Origin of the sequence: Rhizobium sp. IY2 (assembly GCF_047532935.1) — a bacterium.
GTDB classification, from domain to species: domain Bacteria; phylum Pseudomonadota; class Alphaproteobacteria; order Rhizobiales; family Rhizobiaceae; genus Rhizobium; species Rhizobium anhuiense.
On sequence record NZ_JBLKNU010000004.1, the window covers coordinates 49,873 to 69,231 of the forward strand.

General features: G+C 59.1%; 21 protein-coding genes. 10 read left to right on the forward strand and 11 right to left on the reverse strand.

Features of this window, described 5'->3' with window-relative positions:
• Nucleotides 1–99 precede the first annotated feature (99 nt).
• Nucleotides 100–1,053, reverse strand: coding sequence for a glutathione S-transferase family protein (locus tag ACMUVN_RS16050; RefSeq protein ID WP_082849667.1), 954 nt, complete (start codon nt 1,051–1,053; stop codon nt 100–102).
• 170 nt (nt 1,054–1,223) lie between these two features.
• On the opposite strand from ACMUVN_RS16050, the gene ACMUVN_RS16055 reads away from it, so the two are divergent.
• Entirely contained in the window at nt 1,224–1,508 is a 285-nt protein-coding gene (locus ACMUVN_RS16055) for a DUF2218 domain-containing protein (protein ID WP_047616089.1), read from the forward strand.
• 46 nt (nt 1,509–1,554) lie between these two features.
• Complete coding sequence (locus ACMUVN_RS16060; RefSeq protein WP_047615924.1) at nt 1,555–2,154, forward strand: nitroreductase family protein; 600 nt, start codon at nt 1,555–1,557, stop codon at nt 2,152–2,154.
• Nucleotides 2,155–2,241: 87 nt separating this feature from the next.
• Here the strand turns inward: ACMUVN_RS16060 and gyrB are convergent, their stop codons facing one another.
• The 5 genes from gyrB to ACMUVN_RS16085 all read right to left on the reverse strand — a co-directional run bounded on the left by gyrB (nt 2,242) and on the right by ACMUVN_RS16085 (nt 7,588).
• The gene (gene gyrB / locus ACMUVN_RS16065; protein ID WP_047615921.1) at nt 2,242–4,677 is read right to left on the reverse strand and encodes a DNA topoisomerase (ATP-hydrolyzing) subunit B; all 2,436 of its coding nucleotides are present in this window, start codon (nt 4,675–4,677) and stop codon (nt 2,242–2,244) included.
• A 134-nt stretch (nt 4,678–4,811) separates the two neighbouring features.
• Nucleotides 4,812–5,189, reverse strand: coding sequence for a helix-turn-helix domain-containing protein (locus tag ACMUVN_RS16070; RefSeq protein ID WP_047615918.1), 378 nt, complete (start codon nt 5,187–5,189; stop codon nt 4,812–4,814).
• On the reverse strand, nt 5,186–5,752 hold the full coding sequence (locus ACMUVN_RS16075) for a Smr/MutS family protein (RefSeq protein ID WP_047615916.1): 567 nt from the start codon (nt 5,750–5,752) through the stop codon (nt 5,186–5,188). The genes ACMUVN_RS16070 and ACMUVN_RS16075 overlap by 4 nt, the downstream gene beginning before the upstream one ends.
• Nucleotides 5,752–6,891 carry a murein transglycosylase A gene (locus ACMUVN_RS16080; protein ID WP_063473887.1) on the reverse strand — a complete coding sequence of 380 codons (1,140 nt, stop codon included), beginning with the start codon at nt 6,889–6,891 and terminating at the stop codon, nt 5,752–5,754. Before ACMUVN_RS16080 ends, ACMUVN_RS16075 begins: the two co-directional genes overlap by 1 nt.
• Nucleotides 6,884–7,588: a Tim44/TimA family putative adaptor protein gene (locus ACMUVN_RS16085; RefSeq protein ID WP_047615912.1), complete on the reverse strand. Its 705-nt coding sequence runs from the start codon at nt 7,586–7,588 to the stop codon at nt 6,884–6,886. The genes ACMUVN_RS16080 and ACMUVN_RS16085 overlap by 8 nt, the downstream gene beginning before the upstream one ends.
• Nucleotides 7,589–7,719: 131 nt before the next feature.
• Here ACMUVN_RS16085 and ACMUVN_RS16090 point away from each other — a divergent pair, with 131 nt between their 5' ends.
• Together ACMUVN_RS16090 and secB are read left to right on the forward strand one after the other, a co-directional pair.
• On the forward strand, nt 7,720–8,226 hold the full coding sequence (locus ACMUVN_RS16090) for an FxsA family protein (protein WP_048338427.1): 507 nt from the start codon (nt 7,720–7,722) through the stop codon (nt 8,224–8,226).
• 101 nt (nt 8,227–8,327) lie between these two features.
• Nucleotides 8,328–8,810, forward strand: a complete 483-nt coding sequence (gene secB, locus ACMUVN_RS16095) for a protein-export chaperone SecB (protein WP_047616084.1) — start codon at nt 8,328–8,330, stop codon at nt 8,808–8,810.
• A gap of 66 nt (nt 8,811–8,876) precedes the next feature.
• On the opposite strand, the gene dnaQ is transcribed toward secB, so the two are convergent.
• From dnaQ to ACMUVN_RS16120, 5 genes are read right to left on the reverse strand one after another with little or no spacing between them, the layout of a single operon-like run.
• Nucleotides 8,877–9,599: a DNA polymerase III subunit epsilon gene (dnaQ, locus tag ACMUVN_RS16100; RefSeq protein ID WP_063473886.1), complete on the reverse strand. Its 723-nt coding sequence runs from the start codon at nt 9,597–9,599 to the stop codon at nt 8,877–8,879.
• Nucleotides 9,592–10,203 carry a dephospho-CoA kinase gene (gene coaE / locus ACMUVN_RS16105; protein WP_414815280.1) on the reverse strand — a complete coding sequence of 204 codons (612 nt, stop codon included), beginning with the start codon at nt 10,201–10,203 and terminating at the stop codon, nt 9,592–9,594. Before coaE ends, dnaQ begins: the two co-directional genes overlap by 8 nt.
• Nucleotides 10,203–11,060, reverse strand: a complete 858-nt coding sequence (locus ACMUVN_RS16110) for a shikimate dehydrogenase (RefSeq protein ID WP_047615904.1) — start codon at nt 11,058–11,060, stop codon at nt 10,203–10,205. Before ACMUVN_RS16110 ends, coaE begins: the two co-directional genes overlap by 1 nt.
• On the reverse strand, nt 11,053–11,652 hold the full coding sequence (locus tag ACMUVN_RS16115) for a Maf-like protein (RefSeq protein ID WP_047615902.1): 600 nt from the start codon (nt 11,650–11,652) through the stop codon (nt 11,053–11,055). The genes ACMUVN_RS16110 and ACMUVN_RS16115 overlap by 8 nt, the downstream gene beginning before the upstream one ends.
• Nucleotides 11,653–11,685: 33 nt before the next feature.
• Nucleotides 11,686–12,507, reverse strand: a complete 822-nt coding sequence (locus tag ACMUVN_RS16120; RefSeq protein ID WP_047615900.1) for a pyruvate, water dikinase regulatory protein — start codon at nt 12,505–12,507, stop codon at nt 11,686–11,688.
• A gap of 31 nt (nt 12,508–12,538) precedes the next feature.
• On the opposite strand from ACMUVN_RS16120, the gene ACMUVN_RS16125 reads away from it, so the two are divergent.
• The 6 genes from ACMUVN_RS16125 to mnmG all read left to right on the forward strand — a co-directional run bounded on the left by ACMUVN_RS16125 (nt 12,539) and on the right by mnmG (nt 19,334).
• Entirely contained in the window at nt 12,539–12,841 is a 303-nt protein-coding gene (locus ACMUVN_RS16125; RefSeq protein WP_176707332.1) for a hypothetical protein, read from the forward strand.
• A gap of 66 nt (nt 12,842–12,907) precedes the next feature.
• Nucleotides 12,908–13,954 carry a uroporphyrinogen decarboxylase gene (gene hemE / locus ACMUVN_RS16130; RefSeq protein WP_063473883.1) on the forward strand — a complete coding sequence of 349 codons (1,047 nt, stop codon included), beginning with the start codon at nt 12,908–12,910 and terminating at the stop codon, nt 13,952–13,954.
• 2 nt (nt 13,955–13,956) lie between these two features.
• Nucleotides 13,957–14,493 (forward strand): protoporphyrinogen oxidase HemJ, encoded by a 537-nt coding sequence (gene hemJ, locus ACMUVN_RS16135; RefSeq protein ID WP_047615896.1) that lies wholly within the window; start codon nt 13,957–13,959, stop codon nt 14,491–14,493.
• Between the two features lie 199 nt (nt 14,494–14,692).
• Complete coding sequence (rho, locus tag ACMUVN_RS16140; RefSeq protein WP_011654069.1) at nt 14,693–15,958, forward strand: transcription termination factor Rho; 1,266 nt, start codon at nt 14,693–14,695, stop codon at nt 15,956–15,958.
• A gap of 104 nt (nt 15,959–16,062) precedes the next feature.
• Nucleotides 16,063–17,382, forward strand: coding sequence for a tRNA uridine-5-carboxymethylaminomethyl(34) synthesis GTPase MnmE (gene mnmE / locus ACMUVN_RS16145; protein ID WP_414815281.1), 1,320 nt, complete (start codon nt 16,063–16,065; stop codon nt 17,380–17,382).
• Between the two features lie 74 nt (nt 17,383–17,456).
• Nucleotides 17,457–19,334, forward strand: coding sequence for a tRNA uridine-5-carboxymethylaminomethyl(34) synthesis enzyme MnmG (gene mnmG / locus ACMUVN_RS16150; RefSeq protein WP_414815282.1), 1,878 nt, complete (start codon nt 17,457–17,459; stop codon nt 19,332–19,334).
• The last annotated feature ends 25 nt before the right edge of the window (nt 19,335–19,359 follow it).

Here is a 19,359-nt window from a genome sequence, read left to right on the forward strand (position 1 = left end):
ATTCATCGGTGTCATTACGGCTTTGCCAGGAAGCGGTACGGCTTTCCTGCGATTCGGATGATTTCTGCCGAAATTGCCCCATTCTTTCGGCATGACGCTTTAAAAAATTTCCGCCAGATCAGGGCCGGCAGGGACGATTTTCGTCGGATTGAGGCTTTCGACCGAATAGTAGCCGCGCTTGATGTGATCGAGATTCACCGTTTCTGCGATGCCCGGCCAATCCAGCATGCGACGGCAGAAGGCGCGCAGGTTCGGATAGTCGGAAAGACGGCGCAGATTGCATTTGAAGATGCCGTGATAGGCGACGTCGAAGCGCACCAGCGTCACGAAAAGCCGAATATCGCTTTCCGTCGGATGCTCAGCGAAAAGAAAAGGCCGGCCTTCGAATTGCGGATCGACCCAGTCGAGGCAGGAAAACACATCGGCGAAGGCTTCTTCGTAGGCGATCTGGGTGGTGGCGAAGCCGGCGCGGTAGACGCCGTTGTTGAGGGTCGGATAGATGCGATCGTTGAAAGCATCGATCTCGGCGCGCCTCTCCGCCGGGTAAAGATCGATCGGATTTTTTGCCAAGTTGCCGAAGCCGCCGTTCAGCATGCGCAGGATATCGGCGGATTCATTGTTGACGATGGTCTTTTTCCGCTTGTCCCAGAGAACCGGCACGGTGGCCCGGCCGGTGAAATCGGGTGCTGCCCTGGTATAGATTTCATGCATATAGGTTACGCCATTGACGTGATCCTGCGTCGCACCGGGATAATCACCGAAACGCCAGCCCTGCTTGCTCAGCAGCGGTTCGACGACGGAAACGGGGATGACGTCTTCCAGGCCCTTGAGTTTGCGGCCGATCAAGGTGCGCGAGGCCCAGGGGCAGATATAGGCGACATAGAGATGATAACGGCCGGCGCTGGCTTCAAAGCCGCCTTCGCCCGTCGGCCCGGCGGTGCCATCCGGGGTCACCCAATTGCGGAAACTCGAGGTCTGCCTGATGAAACCGCCCTTCTCGTCCTTGGCCTGGACGGGGTGCCAGTCTTCCGTCCATTTTCCGTTCACCAGCATGCGCAACTCTCCAATCGATTGACGAGACCGTTCATTATCCTGCTTCGACGCCGGCGTGAGGGCGCTTTTCTGGAGACAGTCTGTACACCCAAACTGCGACGATGCTGCGCTTGCCAAGCCGAGGACGCAGGAAATATGACTCCGCGATACAAGATGAAGTGGAGTTCGACATGCATCTCTCCAAGGCCGTCGTGCGGACCGAACATGCGAGCCGCTACCTGCAGCAGCTTTGCAAACACTGGAGCCACAAGTTCAGCGTCGATTTCGATCCCGTGAAGGGCCGGGTGCCGTTCAGCGATACGGCCGAGGTGACGTTTTCTGCCGACGATGCGGCGCTGACCATGACACTTTCCGTCGCCGATCCCGCGCAACAGCAAAGAATGCATGATGTCATCGACGATCACCTGAAGCGCTTCGCCTTCCGCGAGGAGCTCGACATCGTTTGGACCAACTGAGCCCGGCCCCCGATCCAAATTTTCGGCCCCGAACCCTGGAACAAGCATGACGAAGAGCAATCACCGCGAATCCGAATATCCGATCGATCCGATGTTTCTCGATCGCTGGTCGCCCCGCGCCTTCACCGGCGAAATCATCGAGGAAGCGCAGCTGCTCAGCCTGCTCGAAGCCGCCCATTGGGCTCCGTCCTCAGCCAACCATCAGCCCTGGCGCTTCATCTATGCGCTCAAAGGTTCGGAGCATTGGGAGAAATTCGTCGCATTGCTCGTCGACGCCAACCAGGAATGGGCGAGGAATGCGTCGGCCTTGATCTTCGTCGTGTCGCGCGCCTTCACCGGCGTTGCCGGCTCCGGCGAGGAGAAGCCGAGCTACACCCATTCCTTCGATGCCGGTGCGGCCTGGGGGCATCTGGCGATCCAGGCGCGGCTCTCCGGTTTCTACGCCCATGGCATGGGCGGCATCAAACACGAGGAGATCAGGCAGGCTTTCGCCATTCCCGAGGGGTACCGGGTCGAGGCAGGCGTCGCCGTCGGCAAGCTCGCCGACAAGAGCGTTCTTTCCGAACGCAATCAGGCGCGCGAATTCCCCAGCCAGCGCAAGCCGCTCTCCGACGTCGCCTTCAACGGCCGCTTCGCTGCGAACTGAGGCGAAGCCAGGGACCAAGCAGATATCCGGATAAACGAAAGCCCCGCCATCCAGGGATAGCGGGGCTTCTAATTCCTGAAATATCAATCAGATATCGAGGTTAGCGACGCTCAGCGCATTGTCCTGGATGAATTCGCGCCGCGGCTCGACTTCGTCGCCCATCAGACGGGCGAAGAGGCCGTCGGCATCGGTGGCGTCGTTGACCTTGACCTGCAGCAACGAGCGGACATTCGGATCGAGAGTCGTTTCCCAGAGCTGCTCGGCATTCATCTCGCCGAGGCCCTTGTAGCGCTGCATGGTCAGGCCCTTGCGGCCGCTGGCGAAGACCGCGTCGAGCAAGGCACGCGGGCCTGAGATCTCGACATCGCCTTCGCGCCGATGCAACGACGGCGGCGTCTGATAGATTTCCTTGAGACGTGCGGTCAGCTGGTCGATGTGACGGGCATCCGAAGAGCCGATCAACGCCATGTCGAGCACGACGATTTCCTTGACGCCGCGGACCATGCGTTCGAGGCGCAGGCCGCCATCGCTGGTCAGATCGCCCTGCCAGCCGCGCTCGGTTTCCTCGGCAATGATATCGAGGCGGCCTGCCACTTCGTTTGCCAGCGCCAGCGCCCTTGCCTGGTCGCTGACGAGGTCGGCGTTGAGCGCGCCGGCGATGGCAGCCTGTTCGACGACGGAACGATTGTAGCGCGAGTGGAGATTGTCGAGCAAAGCGCGCATGCGCAGCGCATCCAGGATGACCTCGCGCAGGTCTTGACCGGTGCGGACCTCGCCGCTGCCGAGCCGCAGTGCGGCATCTTCCAGACCCTGGCCGATCAAATATTCTTCGAGCGCCTTCTCATCCTTCAGATACTGCACCGATTTGCCGCGCGCGACCTTATAGAGCGGTGGCTGGGCGATGTAGAGATGGCCGCGTTCGATCAGTTCCGGCATCTGGCGGAAGAAGAAGGTCAGCAGCAGGGTGCGGATATGGGCGCCGTCGACATCGGCATCCGTCATGATGATGATCTTGTGGTAGCGCAGCTTTTCGACATTGAACTCGTCCTTGCCGATGCCGGTGCCAAGTGCTGTGATCAACGTGCCGATTTCCTGGCTCGACAGCATCTTGTCGAAACGAGCACGTTCAACATTCAGGATCTTGCCGCGCAGCGGCAGGATTGCCTGGTTTTCGCGCGAACGGCCCTGCTTGGCCGAACCGCCGGCAGAATCGCCCTCGACGAGGAAGACTTCGGATTTTGTCGGATCGCGCTCGGAGCAGTCGGCGAGCTTGCCCGGTAGCGAAGCGATATCGAGTGCGCCCTTGCGGCGGGTCAACTCGCGCGCCTTGCGGGCCGCTTCGCGGGCGGCGGCGGCCTCGACGACCTTGCCAACGAGGATCTTGGCTTCGCTTGGATGTTCTTCGAACCAGGTGCTCAGCGCCTCGTTGACCAGACTTTCGACAACAGGACGGACTTCCGAGGAAACGAGCTTATCCTTGGTCTGCGAGGAGAATTTCGGATCGGGCACCTTGACCGACAGAACCGCCGTCAGGCCTTCGCGGCAGTCTTCGCCCTGCAGCGTTACCTTTTCCTTTTTGGTGATGCCGGAACTGTCGGCATAGGAAACCACCTGGCGCGTCAGCGCGGCGCGGAAACCGGCCATATGCGTGCCGCCATCGCGCTGGGGAATGTTGTTGGTGAAGCAGAGCACGTTCTCGTGATAGCTGTCGTTCCACCACATCGCCACTTCGACGGTGATGCCGTCCTTTTCGCCGCGGATGGCAACCGGCTTGTCGACGAGCGACTTCTTGGCACGGTCGAGATAGGCGACGAAGGCCTCGAGGCCGCCATCGTAACGCAGTTCTTCCTGCTTGATATCGGAATGGCGCTTGTCGGTCAGCAGGATGCGCACGCCTGAGTTCAGGAAGGCGAGTTCGCGAAGGCGATGCTCTAGCGTGCCGTAATCGAACTCCGTCATCGTGAAGGTGTCGGTGCTCGGCATGAAGCTCACTTCGGTGCCGGTCTCATTCGGTGCTTCGCCCGTGACCTTCAGCGGCGCATCGGCCACGCCATGGCTGAAGCTCATTTCATGGATCTTGCCCTGGCGGCGGATCTTCAGTTTCAGCCAGACGGAAAGCGCATTGACGACGGAGACGCCGACGCCGTGCAGGCCGCCGGAGACCTTGTAGGAATTCTGGTCGAACTTACCGCCGGCATGGAGCTGCGTCATGATGACTTCGGCGGCCGAGACGCCTTCGCCGGTATGGATATCCGTCGGGATGCCGCGGCCGTTATCGGTGACCGTCACCGAGCCATCCGGATTGAGCGTGACGGTGACGATGTCGGCATGACCGGCAAGCGCTTCGTCGATTGCGTTGTCGACGACTTCATAGACCATGTGATGAAGGCCGGAGCCATCGTCGGTATCGCCGATATACATGCCGGGGCGCTTGCGCACGGCATCGAGGCCCTTCAGAACCTTGATGGAATCTGCGCCATATTCGGTGCTTACGCCGTTTTCCGTCGCGGATGTATCGCTCATTCTGTTGAGATTTTCCCTGTTGTCGTAAAGCTGCGGCGCGCCTTGCGAATCACCGGCTTTCTTCCCTCTTGTATATAGGTTTTTTGAACCCAGTTCCCATGGCACGCCCCTAAAACAGGGCATAAAACAGGGGATTATGACGCTTTTCCGTCGCCTTTGCCGCCATTTTCGAGAAGAGCCGATAGCCGGCCTATCTCCGCACTGTCAAGGCTGCGAATCCGCCGCGCCAGCCGGTTGGCAAATTCGGTATATTCGGGAGGCAGGCCTGACGTGTCGATGACGACACGCGGGTCGGATGAGCGGGCGAGCAGGAACAGTTCCTCGGCCTCATCCCAGATGATGTTGAAATAGCCGGCGATGCGCTGCAGCAGGTCGAATGTCGGCAGGCCACGCTTTCCATGTTCGAGCGCCGAGAGATAGGCGGGAGAGACGTTCAGCGCTTGCGCCATCTCCTTCTGCGAGACGCCCTTGCGCGCTCTCAGCCGGCGAACCGCCTCTCCGAAGGGTGTCATGGTCTTTCCCCATGCCGCCGCGACAGGCGAATATAGAGCGCGCCCTCGCCGCCATGATGCTGCGCGGCAGGTTCATATGACGAGATCAGGTAGCGGAATTCGGGCTTGGAGAACCAGAGCGGCACGGCCCGCTTCAGCGCGCCTTCGCTGCCCATCGAGCTGCCCTTGCCGGTGATGACAAGCACATGGCGCATGCCGCGCTCATGCGCCCGGATCAGGAAGTCGAGAAGGATGGAATGGGCCTCGCTCTGCACCAGCCCATGCAGGTCGATCCGCGCTTCGAGCGCCAGCCGGCCCTTGGCGATCTTGCGTTTGACCGGCTTTTCCAGCGGATGATGCACCCCCGCCGACGGTTTCGCCGCCGATGGTAGCGTCGGCTGCAGCGGCATGGGCGCGGCGGGTGTCTGTTTTTCCTGTTCCCGTTCGGCCGCCGCTTCGGCTTCGGCAAGAAAGGCGTCGAGTTCGGTCAGCGCGCCCGCCTTGCCGGGCATCGGCCGCGTGCTGCGGGCGACCTTGCCCCAGAGGATCCTCTCATCTGCGCTGAGCTTGCGATCCCTGGCCATCAGTCGAATCTTCCGGCGGCGGCATTGGGGATGAGGATGGCAAAATCGGCATCGTTGCGGACCGTGCCGGCACTTTCCCCAGCCATATCCCCCGAGCCGGTGAAGATGTCACCGCGCGCCGGCCCGACGATCGCCGAGCCGGTGTCGAGCGCCAGCATCAGCCGGCGGAACGGTCGACCGTGATCGAGATGGGTGAGGCTTTCGGCGCGAATGAAAAAGGGAAAACCGAACGTATGGATCATCCGGTCGACCGCAAGCGAGCGCCCGGCGAGAAGCGGCACCTTGGCGGCGGCGATCGGACCGGCCCCAGGATCGGCGGTTCGCAGGCTGAAAGCCTGCGAGGGCGCTTCCCGGAAGAAAATATAAGAGTGGTTATGCCACAGCACCTCGTCGACGCGCTCGGGATTGCGCGCCAGCCAGGCGCGGATCGCCTGCATCGAAATCTCCGCCCGATCGATCTCGCCCCTCTCGATCAGCAACTTGCCGATCGCCGAAAAAGCATGGCCGGCCTTCGCGGCATAGGTGATGCGGCCGATATGGCCATCCCGATAACGCAGGCGGGCAGCGCCCTGCACATGCACGAAGAAGACATCGACCTTCGACTTCGCCCAGGCGATTTCGAGGCCTCGGCCTTCGAGAAAACCCTGATCGATGGCGCGGCGGTCCGGATAGGCACCGATGCGGCCGTCATGCAGACGGCCGAAAGCATAGGCGCTGTCGAGCTCGGCGGGGCGATTGGCGTCGTCGAGATCGATCAGATCATCCGGGCGCCTGTAGAAAGGGAAACGGAATATTTCGTCCGGCCGCTCCGACACCTCGATGTCAGGCTCGTAGAAGGCGGTGACGAAGCCGGAATTGCCGTCCTTGCGGCGGATCAGAAAGGGTCGACAGTGCGTCTCGAAAAAGGCGCGCGCCGATGCCGGAGATGACGGACTGACATCTTCGGCGGCGACCAGAAGCGGGAGCAGGTCTTCCGAACTCAGGCCAAGCGATCCGGTGCGGTACGGTTTGACATCGCTGATTTGCCGCCGGCAGCGTCGCATGACTTCAAAAAGGCCGGAAGGATCATCATCCTTCCAGCCTTCCAGAGTGTCGAAGCTTATGGCCTGCAGGACGAAGTCCGCTGCGTGGTCACTCATGTTCCGATTCGGTCGCCACGAGTTTCCAGTTCGGGTCGCGCGAGCGGGTGTCGCGGGCAAAGGTCCAGAGGTCGTTGACCTCGGCGACGTTTTCGGCGTCGCCTTCGATCAGCACATCCGCCTTGTCGTAGGTGGCCGAAATGAGCTGGCTGATGATGCGCACGGTGATCTGCGCTTCGCTGCCCTTCGTCTCCGCATGGGTGATTTCGGCCTTGTCGATGCCGACGAAGGTGGACTTCACCTTCTCACCGCGGGCTTCGCGTTCGCCGATTGCCGCATCGAAACCGTCATAGACTTCACGGGACAGCAAGTTCTTGAGTGTTTTCCGGTCGCCATCGGCATAGGCCATGACGATCATCTCGTAAGCCATGCGGGCGCCGTTCAGAAACTCCTTCGGGCTGAAAGCGGGATCGGCCTTGTTCAGCGCACGCAGCGATTCGTTGAGCGGCGTTCCAGGCGCCGCAAAAGCATCGATGGCGGCGAAGCGATCCTCATCCTCGGTCGTCGCATCGCGCCGCGGCAGCGTTACGACTTTGCCGGCATCGGCGGCATCGGCCGGAGCCGCATCCCGCGGCGTATAGAGATCGCGCGGCGGCTTCTCATTTCCTGTGCGGCGCCCGAGCACGGAGCGAAGCTGAAAGAAAATCAGCACAGCCGCCACCAGGAAAAATAATGTGATGAAGTCGTTCGAACTCATATCGTATCGCAGCCGCCGTTAACATCTCTGATTTGTACTCCCATATAGTCCGCCTATACAGATGATTCAAATGATGGCTGGCATCTTCGCCGGCGCCAAGAGGAGACCGGCACGTCCGGGACATGACAGACATGCGTTTTTCGATCCTGCCAGCTTTCATTCTGCTGCTCCCGTTCGCCGAAATTGCCGGTTTCGTCGTCGTCGGCCGGGCGATCGGATTGTGGCTGACGCTCGCGCTCGTCATGCTGGGTTTCGTTCTCGGCGTGGTTCTGCTGCGCCGGCAAGGCATCGGTATTTTGCGCCGCATGTCGAGCGAAGGACGAAACGGGGTGATGCCTGGCCGAGATTTGCTGCGGCCGGCGATGAACGTCATCGCCTCGCTGCTGCTGATCATTCCCGGCTTCCTCACGGATATCATTGCCATCCTCATTCTCATTCCGCCGGTGCGCGATCTGGTCTGGCGGGCGATTGCCAAACGCTTCGTCGTCGTCAACGCCAAGGGCGGTTTTTCCTCCGAGCCACAACCCGATTTTCGCGACCGCAAGCCAAACTCAAAGGTGGTCGATCTCGACGAGGAGGACTATCATAGAGAGCCGGATCGCAACTCGCCGTGGTCCGGCAAGCATCTCGGCGATTGAGGCACTGCGGCTGATCAACCGCGCCAAGCGCTCAGGGTTGTAAGCCTTTCCCTGAAATGTTAGATGGCGGCACCATTCCCATGCCCCTCGAGGAAAAGCCAATGGCAGACGATAACAACAACAACGGTGCGGCCAACCCCACCCTTTCGATCCTTGCGCAATATACCAAGGATCTCTCCTTCGAAAATCCGGGTGCGCCGCGTTCGCTGCAGGCCCGCGACAAGGCGCCGACGATCAACATCAATGTGAACGTCAACGCCAACCCGCTTTCCGATACGGATTTCGATGTCGTGCTGTCGCTGAACGCCGAAGCCAAGGATGGCGACAAGACGGTCTTCCATACCGAACTCGCCTATGGCGGCGTCTTCCGCGTGGCCGGTTTCCCGCAGGAGCACATGCTGCCGGTTCTCTTTATCGAGTGCCCGCGCATGCTCTTCCCCTTCGCCCGTCAGATCATCGCCGACGTCACCCGCAACGGCGGTTTCCCGCCGCTGATGATCGACCCGATCGACTTTACGCAGATGTTCGCCCAGCGCGTCGCCGAAGAACAGGCCCGCGCCAAGGTTCAAGCCGTTCCAAACTGAGCGGATCTTTCTTCACTGAAATACGGATGCCCGGGCTGGTCCCGGGCATTTTCAATTGTGGCTGGTTCAATCGAGGTTGGCGTATTTCGCCCAGATACTTTTTTCCCCGAGCTTAGCGACGAGCGCCTCATGCGCCTGCTCCTCGGTTTGGCTGAGGCGGCTACCAAGCGGGCGGGGCCGCTCGAGCACTGCGGCAATCACTTCATCGTCATCCCCAGCCATGTCACCGCGAGCTGCCTGGTTGGATTTGCTGACCGTGCTCAGACCGAAGGCTGCCTGTCGGCCGCCGATCATCTCGATATAGACTTCGGCAAGCAGTTCGGAGTCGAGCAGCGCGCCGTGTTTGGTCCGGTGCGAATTGTCGATGCCGTAACGCCGGCAAAGCGCATCGAGCGAATTCGGCCCCATCGGATGTTTGCGTCGGGCCATCGACAAGGTATCGAGCACCCTTTCCGGCAGGATCGGCGGCAAGCCGATCCGCGCGAACTCCGCGTTGATGAAGCCCATATCGAAGGTGGCGTTGTGGGCAATCCACTTCGCATCGCCGAAAAAGGTAAGGATTTCTTCGGCGACGTCCGCAAAAGGCTTCTTGTCCTTCAGGAATTCATCGGTGATGCCGTGTACGGCGAGCGCATCCGGATGAACCTTCTGATCTCCGGGATTGATGAAGATATGGATCGTGTTGCCTGTGGGGAAATGGTTGAAGAGCTCGATGCCGCCGATTTCGATGATGCGGTCGGCGCGATTGTCGAGACCGGTGGTTTCCGTATCGAAGATGATCTCACGCATGCCGGAAATCTCCCTTGGCAATCCGCGTTTTCAGGTCGGCGACGATCTCGAGCACCCGTTCCCTCGTCTCCGCGATACTGTGACTGGTGTCGATCAGATAATCGGCCCGCCGCCGTTTTTCCGCGTCCGGTGTCTGGCGGGAGAGAATCATGCTGAATTTTTCCTCGGTCATGTCGGGACGCGCAAGCACCCTTTGACGCTGAATCTGTGGATCAGTGCTGACGACGACGATGACGTCGACTCTTTCCTCAGCGCCGGTTTCGAAGAGCAGCGGAATATCGAGCAGTACCATGTCGGCGCCAGCGGCACCTTGTTGCGCCAGAAATTCCATCTCGCGTTTGCGAACCAGCGGATGGACGATCGCTTCCAGGCGTTTAAAGCCGTCGGGATCAAGAGCGAGCTGGCGGCCAAGTTCATGCCGATCGACTGCTCCATCCTTCATCGTGCCGGGAAAGGCGGCATCCACCAGGGGCGCAGCCTCGCCGGCATAGAGATCGTGGACCACGGCATCAGAATCGTTCACCGGGATTCCGGCATCGGCAAAGAGCTTTGATGCCGTCGATTTTCCCATTCCGATGGAGCCGGTGAGACCGATCTTCAGCATCAGTGTGATTCCATATCTGCAATGATGAGCGCACGCAGTGCAGCGTCGACAACGGGACGCTGTCCGAACCATCTCTCGAATCCGGGCACGGCCTGATGCAACAGCATGCCGAGACCATCCACAATAGGAAATCCTTGCTCTTCTGCCTGTGCCAGGATCGGCGTCTTCAAGGGCACATAGACGATGTCGGTGACCACGGCATCGGCTGCAAGAGGTGAAAAATCGAGCTGGGGCGCAGCCTCGCCGTCCATGCCGAGCGAGGTGGTATTGATGAAGAGGCCGGCACCCTTCATGACTTCGGCAAGCGCCCCGGCAGGGTGGGCCTGAACACTCGGACCAAAACGGTCCGCGAGTTCACGCGCGCGTTCGACGGTGCGATTGACGACATGGATCTCGCGGAAACCACGATCCCGGACCGCCTGGATGATCGCCCGGCTGGCGCCGCCGGCACCAAAGACGACGGCTCTGCGGTGCCGGTCCCAGCCTGGATGGCGTTCATCAAGATTGGCGATGAAGCCGCGACCGTCGGTGTTTGTAGCATGCAAGACGCCATCCTCCAGCCAGAGCGTGTTCGCGGCGCCAAGTTCGCGTGACAACGCGTCCGGTTTATCGGCGAGCCGGAACGCCATTTCCTTGTGGGGAATGGTGACATTGCCTCCGGCAAAGCCGGAACTGCCGTCCTTCAGCGCACGAATGAAATCACCAAAGGCCTCGGGGGCGACTTCATGAGCGCGGTAGCTGCCTGGCAGGCCGAGCGTCTTCAGCCAATATCCGTGGATCAACGGCGAGCGCGAATGCTTGATGGGAAAGCCCGTGACAAACGCTTTCGGCCCAAATGTTTCACGTGAATCACCCATCGATCGCTCCCAGTTCTCGCAATTTTTTTAAGAGCGGCAGCATCGGTAGGCCAAGAATGGTGAAATAATCCCCCTCGATCTTTTCGAAAAGCTGGATGCCCTCTCCCTCCAACTGATAGGCGCCGACGCTGGAAAGCGCGCGTTCGCCAACCCGGCTCAGATGCCTGGCGATGAAATCCGCTGTCAGCGGCCGCATCGTCAGTTCGGCATGCGCCAGATATTCCCACAAGAGCACGCCATCGCGGACGATCGCAACGGCGCTGTTCAATCGGTGGGACACTCCCGAAAGCGCTTGAAGATGACCAGCCGCGTCGGCCATGTCCTTCGGCTTATGGAAAACGCGGTCGCCGAGCGACATAGTTTGATCCGAACCGATGACCAAGCCATCCGGAAAACGGCTGCTCACTTCCTCGGCCTTGGCTTTGGCCAGGACGAGAGCGACGGCATCCGGCTTGGCGCCAGCTTTTTCCAGAGGTACTTCGACCGCCCGTTCATCGATCCTTGCGGCATGCGCCTCGAAGGGTAGACCGGCATTTTCCATCAGCATCCGGCGAAAGGGACTCGACGATGCAAGAATGAGTTTCGGCGTCATGGGTTCCTCGGAGTGCCGGCATTTCGTCAGCGCTTAGCGCAGCTTCGGGCGCAGGGCAACGATTGCCGCGGCTGTTTCCTCGATTGAGCGGCGCGTAACGTCGATCAGCGGCCAGTTGTGACGGGCACAGAGCGAGCGGGCATATTTCAACTCCTCCGAAATCGCGGCGCGGTCGGTGTAGTGTTCGCGATCGAAGCCCTGCGTCACCCCGAGCACCCGATTTTCCCGCACCTGGGAAATACGGTCGGTGGTGGCGATCAGGCAGACGATGAGCGGTTTCGTCGCGACAAAGAGGCTCTCCGGCAATGGCACGCCGTAGACGATCGGAATGTTTGCCGTCTTGATGCCTCGGTTGGCGAGATAGATGCTGGTCGGTGTTTTCGACGTACGACTGATGCCGATGATGACGACATCGGCATCGTTATAATCGTCCGGCATCTGACCGTCGTCGTGATCCATGGTGAAATTCAGCGCTTCGATGCGCGCGAAGTAGCCGGCATTCATCACATGCTGTGCTCCGACCCGGCGGCGCGACGGGGCACCGAGATAGATCTGGAATGCATTCATGACCGGCTCCAGCACATTCACCGAGGCAACGCCCATCTCGACGCAGCGCTCATCGATCAGGCTCGCGAGCTCCCGGTCGACAATGGTGTAGAGCACAATGCCGGGGGCGTCATCGATCGCTTGGAGAACCGGCAGCAGCTGCTTGCGATTGCGGATCAGCGGATAGACGTGTTCGATCGGCTGAGCGGATCTGAACTGCGCCGACGCGGCGCGGCCGGCGGAGATCAGAGTCTCTCCCGTTGAGTCAGAAATCAGATGCAGATGAAAGAAGTTCGTTCTGTTCTCCACGCTATTTTCCGCTGCCTGTTGAAAAGACTGGATGAAACAGAGCTACGGTGCCGAGGCAGCCTCCGGCAAGGGAAAACATGCCTCTTTATCCACATTTCGAATTTTGCGGATCGGTTTCAGCCGACCCTGTGGACGATGGGGAAGAGATCGATTTGTTGAAAGCTGGTCCACAGCCTATCCACAGGCACAAGAAAAATCACCGATCCGGAAGGACTTGGAATCATTTTCAGATTCGGATTTTCCCCGAACATCGGAAAAAATGGCGAAATCCTTCCGATGTTTTTTGCAGGCGCGCGACAAATGGCATCGGCGGTGGATGGATTTTAATCCTTGATAGACACCGACTCTAAGAAATAGAAACCTTTTAAAATATCTTTGATTTTTTATAGGGAAGAAGCGCTTGAGCGAGACGCGCCGAAAGATCATGAGGGTTCTGGATGGCGAAAGCCTCTCCCCTCCTCCTCTCTGGCTGATGAGGCAGGCGGGGCGCTATCTGCCGGAATATCGGGAGACACGGGCAAAGGCAGGGAGTTTTCTCGATCTTTGCTATACGCCCGATCACGCCGTCGAAGTGACATTGCAGCCGATCCGCCGCTATGGCTTCGATGCAGCCATCCTGTTTTCCGATATCCTGGTCATTCCCGATGCAATGAAGCGGAACGTCCGGTTCACCGAAGGCCATGGTCCTGAGATGGATCCAATCGATGAAGCCGGGATCAGCAGATTGAATGGCGAAGAGGTTGTCGATTATCTCAGGCCGGTGCTGGAGACGGTGCGGCGGCTGCGTGAGGGGCTGCCAGCCGAGACGACGCTGCTCGGCTTCTGCGGCGCGCCTTGGACGGTCGCGACCTATATGATCGCCGGACATGGCACGCCGGATCAGGCGCCTGCCCGCCTTTTCGCGTATCGGCATGCTCGCGCCTTCGAGCATCTGCTGATGCTGCTTGCTGACGTATCGGCCGATTATCTCGTGGCCCAGATTGATGCCGGCGCCGATGCCGTGCAGATTTTCGATTCCTGGGCCGGCGTTCTCGGTGAGAGGGAATTCGAGGCGTTCGCGATCAGGCCGGTTGCGCGGATGATCGCTTCGGTCAAATCGCAGCGGCCACACGCGCGCATCATCGCTTTCGCCAAGGGCGCCGGCTACCAGCTGAAAACCTATCGCCAGAAGACTGGTGCGGATGCGATCGGTCTCGACTGGTCTGTCCCGCTGGCCTTTGCCGCCGAACTTCAAAAGGACGGGCCGGTGCAGGGCAACCTCGATCCTATGCGCGTCGTTGCCGGCGGTCGGGCGCTTGAAGAGGGCATCGACGATATTCTGCAGCATCTCGGCAATGGGCCGCTGATCTTCAATCTCGGTCACGGCATCACGCCGCAGGCCGACCCCGAGCATGTGCGTCTGCTGGTCGATCGTGTGCGTGGCGGGCGGATGCGAGGCGGGGCGTGACGATGGAGAAGCAGACCGATCGGAGACCTGGCGCTTACGCCCGGCGCCGAGCCCATTTTGCGCTGGTCTTCTTCGCGCTGATGGCGGTCGGGCTTTTCGCCTGGAACCCCGATAATCTCTATCTCTGGATCAAGGCACTGCACATCATCGCGGTCATTTCCTGGATGGCTGGATTGTTCTATATGCCGCGGCTGTTCATCTATCACACCGATGCCGAACCGGGTTCGGTGCAATCGGAAACCTTCAAGGTGATGGAACGCCGGCTGCTTCGAATCATCATGACGCCGGCGATGATGCTGACGTGGATTTTTGGCCTCTATCTCGCTTGGTCGGTCTATGGATTCCAAGGCGGCTGGCTGCACGCCAAGATCGGTCTCGTTGTGCTGCTGACGGGCGTTCATATGTTCTTCAGCCGTGCCGTCAGAGCCTTCGAGCGGGATGAAAACCGCCGCTCTGCGCGCTATTGGCGGTTCATGAACGAGGCACCGACATTGCTGATGATCCTGATCGTGATCCTCGTCGTGGTGAAGCCATTCTGAGGCAAAATCCATACTCAGGTTAAATTTGCTTCATTTTAAGCAGCCCTCTTGCGGCAGCGATTGCGAGTCGCTATTTTCCGCGCATCTCATCTACGTGGCATGTGTGTAGAGTTCAGTCGTCTGCGAGACCTTTCGCAGTACCGAATACGACCCAACATCGCCTTTCCCCTTCGAAATTGAAAAGAGTATTGGTCACTTCATGGCTGAAATGAAGCTTCAGGAACTTAAGAGCAAATCCCCGACGGATCTTCTGGCTTTCGCCGAATCGCTCGAGGTTGAGAATGCCAGCACGATGCGCAAACAGGAATTGATGTTTGCTATCCTCAAGATGCTCGCCAGCCAGGATGTCGAAATCATCGGCGAAGGTGTCGTCGAAGTGCTCCAGGATGGTTTCGGTTTCCTGCGTTCCGCAAATGCCAACTATCTGCCAGGCCCAGATGATATTTATATCTCCCCCTCGCAGATCCGCCGTTTCTCGCTGAAAACAGGTGATACGGTCGAAGGTCCCATCCGCGGGCCGAAGGAAGGCGAGCGCTATTTTGCGCTGCTCAAGGTCAACACTATCAATTTCGACGATCCGGAAAAGATTCGTCATAAGGTTCATTTCGACAATCTGACGCCGCTCTATCCGAACGAGCGTTTCAAGATGGAACTCGATATTCCCACCACCAAGGATCTGTCGCCGCGCGTGATCGACCTGGTGGCGCCGCTCGGCAAGGGCCAGCGTGGACTGATCGTCGCGCCGCCCCGCACCGGTAAGACCGTGCTGCTGCAGAATATCGCGCATTCGATTACCGCGAACCATCCGGAGTGCTATCTCATCGTTCTTCTGATCGATGAGCGTCCTGAGGAAGTGACCGACATGCAGCGTTCCGTTCGCGGCGAGGTCATCTCCTCGACCTTCGACGAACCGGCCGTACGTCACGTCCAGGTGGCGGAAATGGTCATTGAAAAGGCAAAGCGTCTTGTCGAACATGGGCGCGACGTCGTCATCCTGCTCGATTCGATCACGCGCCTCGGCCGTGCCTACAACACCGTGGTTCCCTCCTCAGGCAAGGTCCTGACCGGCGGTGTCGACGCCAATGCGTTGCAGCGTCCTAAGCGCTTCTTCGGTGCGGCGCGCAATATCGAGGAAGGCGGTTCCTTGACGATCATCGCCACGGCGCTGATCGATACCGGCAGCCGTATGGATGAAGTGATCTTCGAAGAATTCAAGGGCACCGGCAACTCGGAAATCGTCCTTGATCGCAAGGTCGCCGACAAGCGCATCTTCCCGGCGATGGACATCCTCAAGTCCGGCACGCGCAAGGAAGACCTTCTCGTCCCACGCCAGGATCTGCAGAAGATCTTTGTGCTCCGCCGCATCCTTGCGCCAATGGGCACGACCGATGCGATCGAATTCCTGATCGACAAGCTGAAGCAGACGAAGAACAATTCCGACTTCTTCGATTCGATGAATACATAATCCTTAGCCGGATTCATCCTATGAGAGCTGGAGGCATCGTGATGATGTCGCCAGCTTTTCTATTTAGGAGGAACCGATTCGAATTCGAAGATTAACCAGGCAATATGGCCATGTTGACTGATACCATATATGCGCTATCGAGCGGTGCTGCACCTTCAGGTGTTTCGGTTATTCGCATCAGCGGTCCGCTGACCAGAGACATATTGGTGAGCCTCGTCGGCTCGGTGCCGAAAGCTCGATCCGCATCGCACCGAACGATTCGGACTCGTAACGACCAACCGATCGACAGTGGTCTGGTGCTGTTTTTTCCGGGGCCAAATTCATTTACCGGGGAAGATGTCGCGGAGCTACAGCTCCATGGCAGCAAGGCTGTCCTGGCGGCGCTGTTTCACACGCTTGGCGACATTCCAGGTGTTCGAATGGCTGTTGAGGGTGAGTTCTCCCGCCGGGCTTTTGAGAACGGCAAGCTTGACCTGGTCGAGGTCGAAGGACTGGCCGACCTCATCGGCGCCGAGACGGAAATGCAGCGACGCCTTGCGGTCGAACATAGCGCCGGCGGACTTTCCGCAATTTACGATGCGTGGGCGGAACGATTAACGCGCGCACGAGCGTTGATCGAGGCGGAACTTGATTTTCCCGACGAGGATGATGTTCCAGGGTCGGTATCGGACATGGTCTGGGCCGATATGGGTAAGCTTCGCACCGATATCGAACACCATTTGGCGGCGGCTTCGGCAGGTGAGATTATCAGAGACGGCTTCAAGGTGGTCATCGCCGGTGCGCCGAACGCCGGAAAATCGAGCCTGCTGAATGCCCTGGCGCGGCGCGATGTTGCGATCGTCACCGAGATCGCCGGCACCACCCGCGATGTTCTGCAGGTCGATCTCGATATCGATGGCTACCTGATCAAGCTCTATGACACAGCCGGCCTGCGGGACGCTGAGGACCGGGTGGAAATGGAGGGCGTTCGGCGCGCGCGTGTTGCACTTCGCGATGCCGATCTTGTGCTGGTCCTGGTCGACATGGCGAATCCGCTGCTCCCTGGAGACTTGGAGGCAACTTGGCCTCATGTTACAGTCGGGACGAAGAAGGATCTGGTTGAGGTCGGCTCGGACCGGTACGATCTGCAGATTTCGACGACAACCGGTGACGGCTTGCTGGAATTGCGGCAGTTGATCGGCGACAATGTCGCAGCGCGGTTCAGCGGCCTGTCCATGGCGATCCCCAGTCGGCAACGGCATAAAGATTCGCTAACGAAATGTTTGGCGGCGCTTGATACTGCGATTACGCAGAAGGACGTAAATCTCGAACTGCGGACCGAGCAGCTTCGAATTGCCGCCGAGTATTTGGGGAGAATTACCGGAAGAGTGGATGTCGAACAGCTGCTTGGGGTGATCTTCTCGGAGTTTTGTATCGGGAAATGATTCACGTGAAACGCGATCGGTGTCACGTTTATGGCTGGTTTCACGTGAAACGTACACACGATCTGGAGTCTTGAATGACCGATAATGTCTATGATGTGATCGTGATCGGTGGCGGCCATGCGGGGTCGGAAGCCGCCAGCGCGGCCGCGCGGCTCGGTGCGAAAACCGCCTTGGTGACGCACAGGCGGGACACGATCGGTGTGATGTCCTGCAATCCGGCAATCGGCGGGCTTGGTAAGGGTCACTTGGTTCGCGAGATCGACGCTATGGATGGCCTGATGGGTCGTATCGCCGACGCTGCGGGCATTCAGTTCAGGATGCTGAACAAGAAAAAAGGGGCAGCCGTTCGAGGACCGCGAACCCAGGCCGATCGAAAGCTCTATCGTTTGGCGATGCTGGCGGCGATTGAGGCCACACCTGGTCTGGACATCGTCGAAGGCGATGCGTTTGATCTGGACGTTGTCGACGGGCGTGTTGCCGGGGTGGTCATGAAGGATGGTCGAACCCTAAAGACTCCTGCCGTCGTTTTGACGACTGGAACCTTCCTGCGTGGACTTATTCATATCGGTTCGGAAAAGACGCCGGCCGGTCGTGTCGGTGAAGCGCCGTCGATCGGGCTGTCTGCCACGCTGGCCAGGCTGGGATTGCGCTTGGGACGACTGAAGACCGGGACACCGGCGCGGTTGGACGGAAAGACCATAGACTGGCAATCCGTCGGCCGGCAGGGGGCTGACGAGGAACTCGTGCCCTTCTCCTTTATGACCGACAGGATTACGACGCCGCAGATCGAATGCGGGGTCACCAGGACGACTGAAGCGACCCATCGCATCATTGTCGACAACATCATGCGATCGGCGATGTATTCCGGACAGATCGAAGGCGTCGGTCCTCGCTATTGCCCGTCTATCGAAGACAAGCTGGTAAAATTTGGAGAGCGGGATGGGCATCAAGTCTTTCTCGAGCCCGAGGGACTGGACGACGACACAGTTTATCCGAACGGTATTTCCACCTCTTTGCCGGCGGACGTCCAGGCAGATTTCATCAAGACAATTCCCGGGCTTGAAGCGGCAAGAATTCTGCAACCCGGCTATGCAATCGAATATGATCACGTTGACCCGAGAGAGTTGACGCCGTCGTTGGAAGTCAAACGGCTGAAAGGTCTCTTTCTTGCGGGCCAGATCAATGGCACCACCGGCTATGAGGAGGCGGCCGCCCAAGGCTTGGCTGCAGGTCTAAACGCGGCGTTGCAGAGCAGCGATTCGGATCCGTTTCATTTTAGTCGGACCAGCTCATATATTGGCGTCATGATCGACGATCTCACGTCACGTGGCGTTACGGAGCCGTATCGAATGTTTACCTCGCGGGCGGAATATCGGCTGACTTTGCGTGCTGACAATGCCGATATGCGGTTGACGCCATTGGCCATGCGGTTGGGCTGCGCCAACGGCGCACGCGCGCAGCGATTTACAGCCTATCAGAATGAGATGGAAATGGGTCGAGCGCTCTTGCATTCGCTAACCGTTACGCCGAATGAAGCGCGGCGGGCCGGCTTGAATATCAATCTCGATGGGCAGCGCCGAACCGCTTATGATTTGTTGTCCTATCCGTATTATGATTTTGCTGAACTTCGCCGTGTTTGGCCTGAGACATTTGGTACGATGGGATCCAAGGTCGCGGAAGCGTTGGAAATTGAGGCCGGCTATTCAGTTTATCTGGATCGGCAAGCCACGGCGATTGCCGATCAGCAACGCGACGAGCAACGGCAGATACCGCTCGATTTCGATTACGATGCGCTTTCCGGCCTCTCCAACGAACTCAAGGTGAAGCTCAGCGCGGCTCGCCCCTTCAACATTGCCCAGGCCTCCGTCGTTGAGGGGATGACGCCGGCGGCAATCGCATTGCTGCTTGTGCATTTGCGCCGCCTAACGTCTGCCGAGCGTCAAAGCGCCTGACGACGAGATTTGAAAGTCTTTCGGA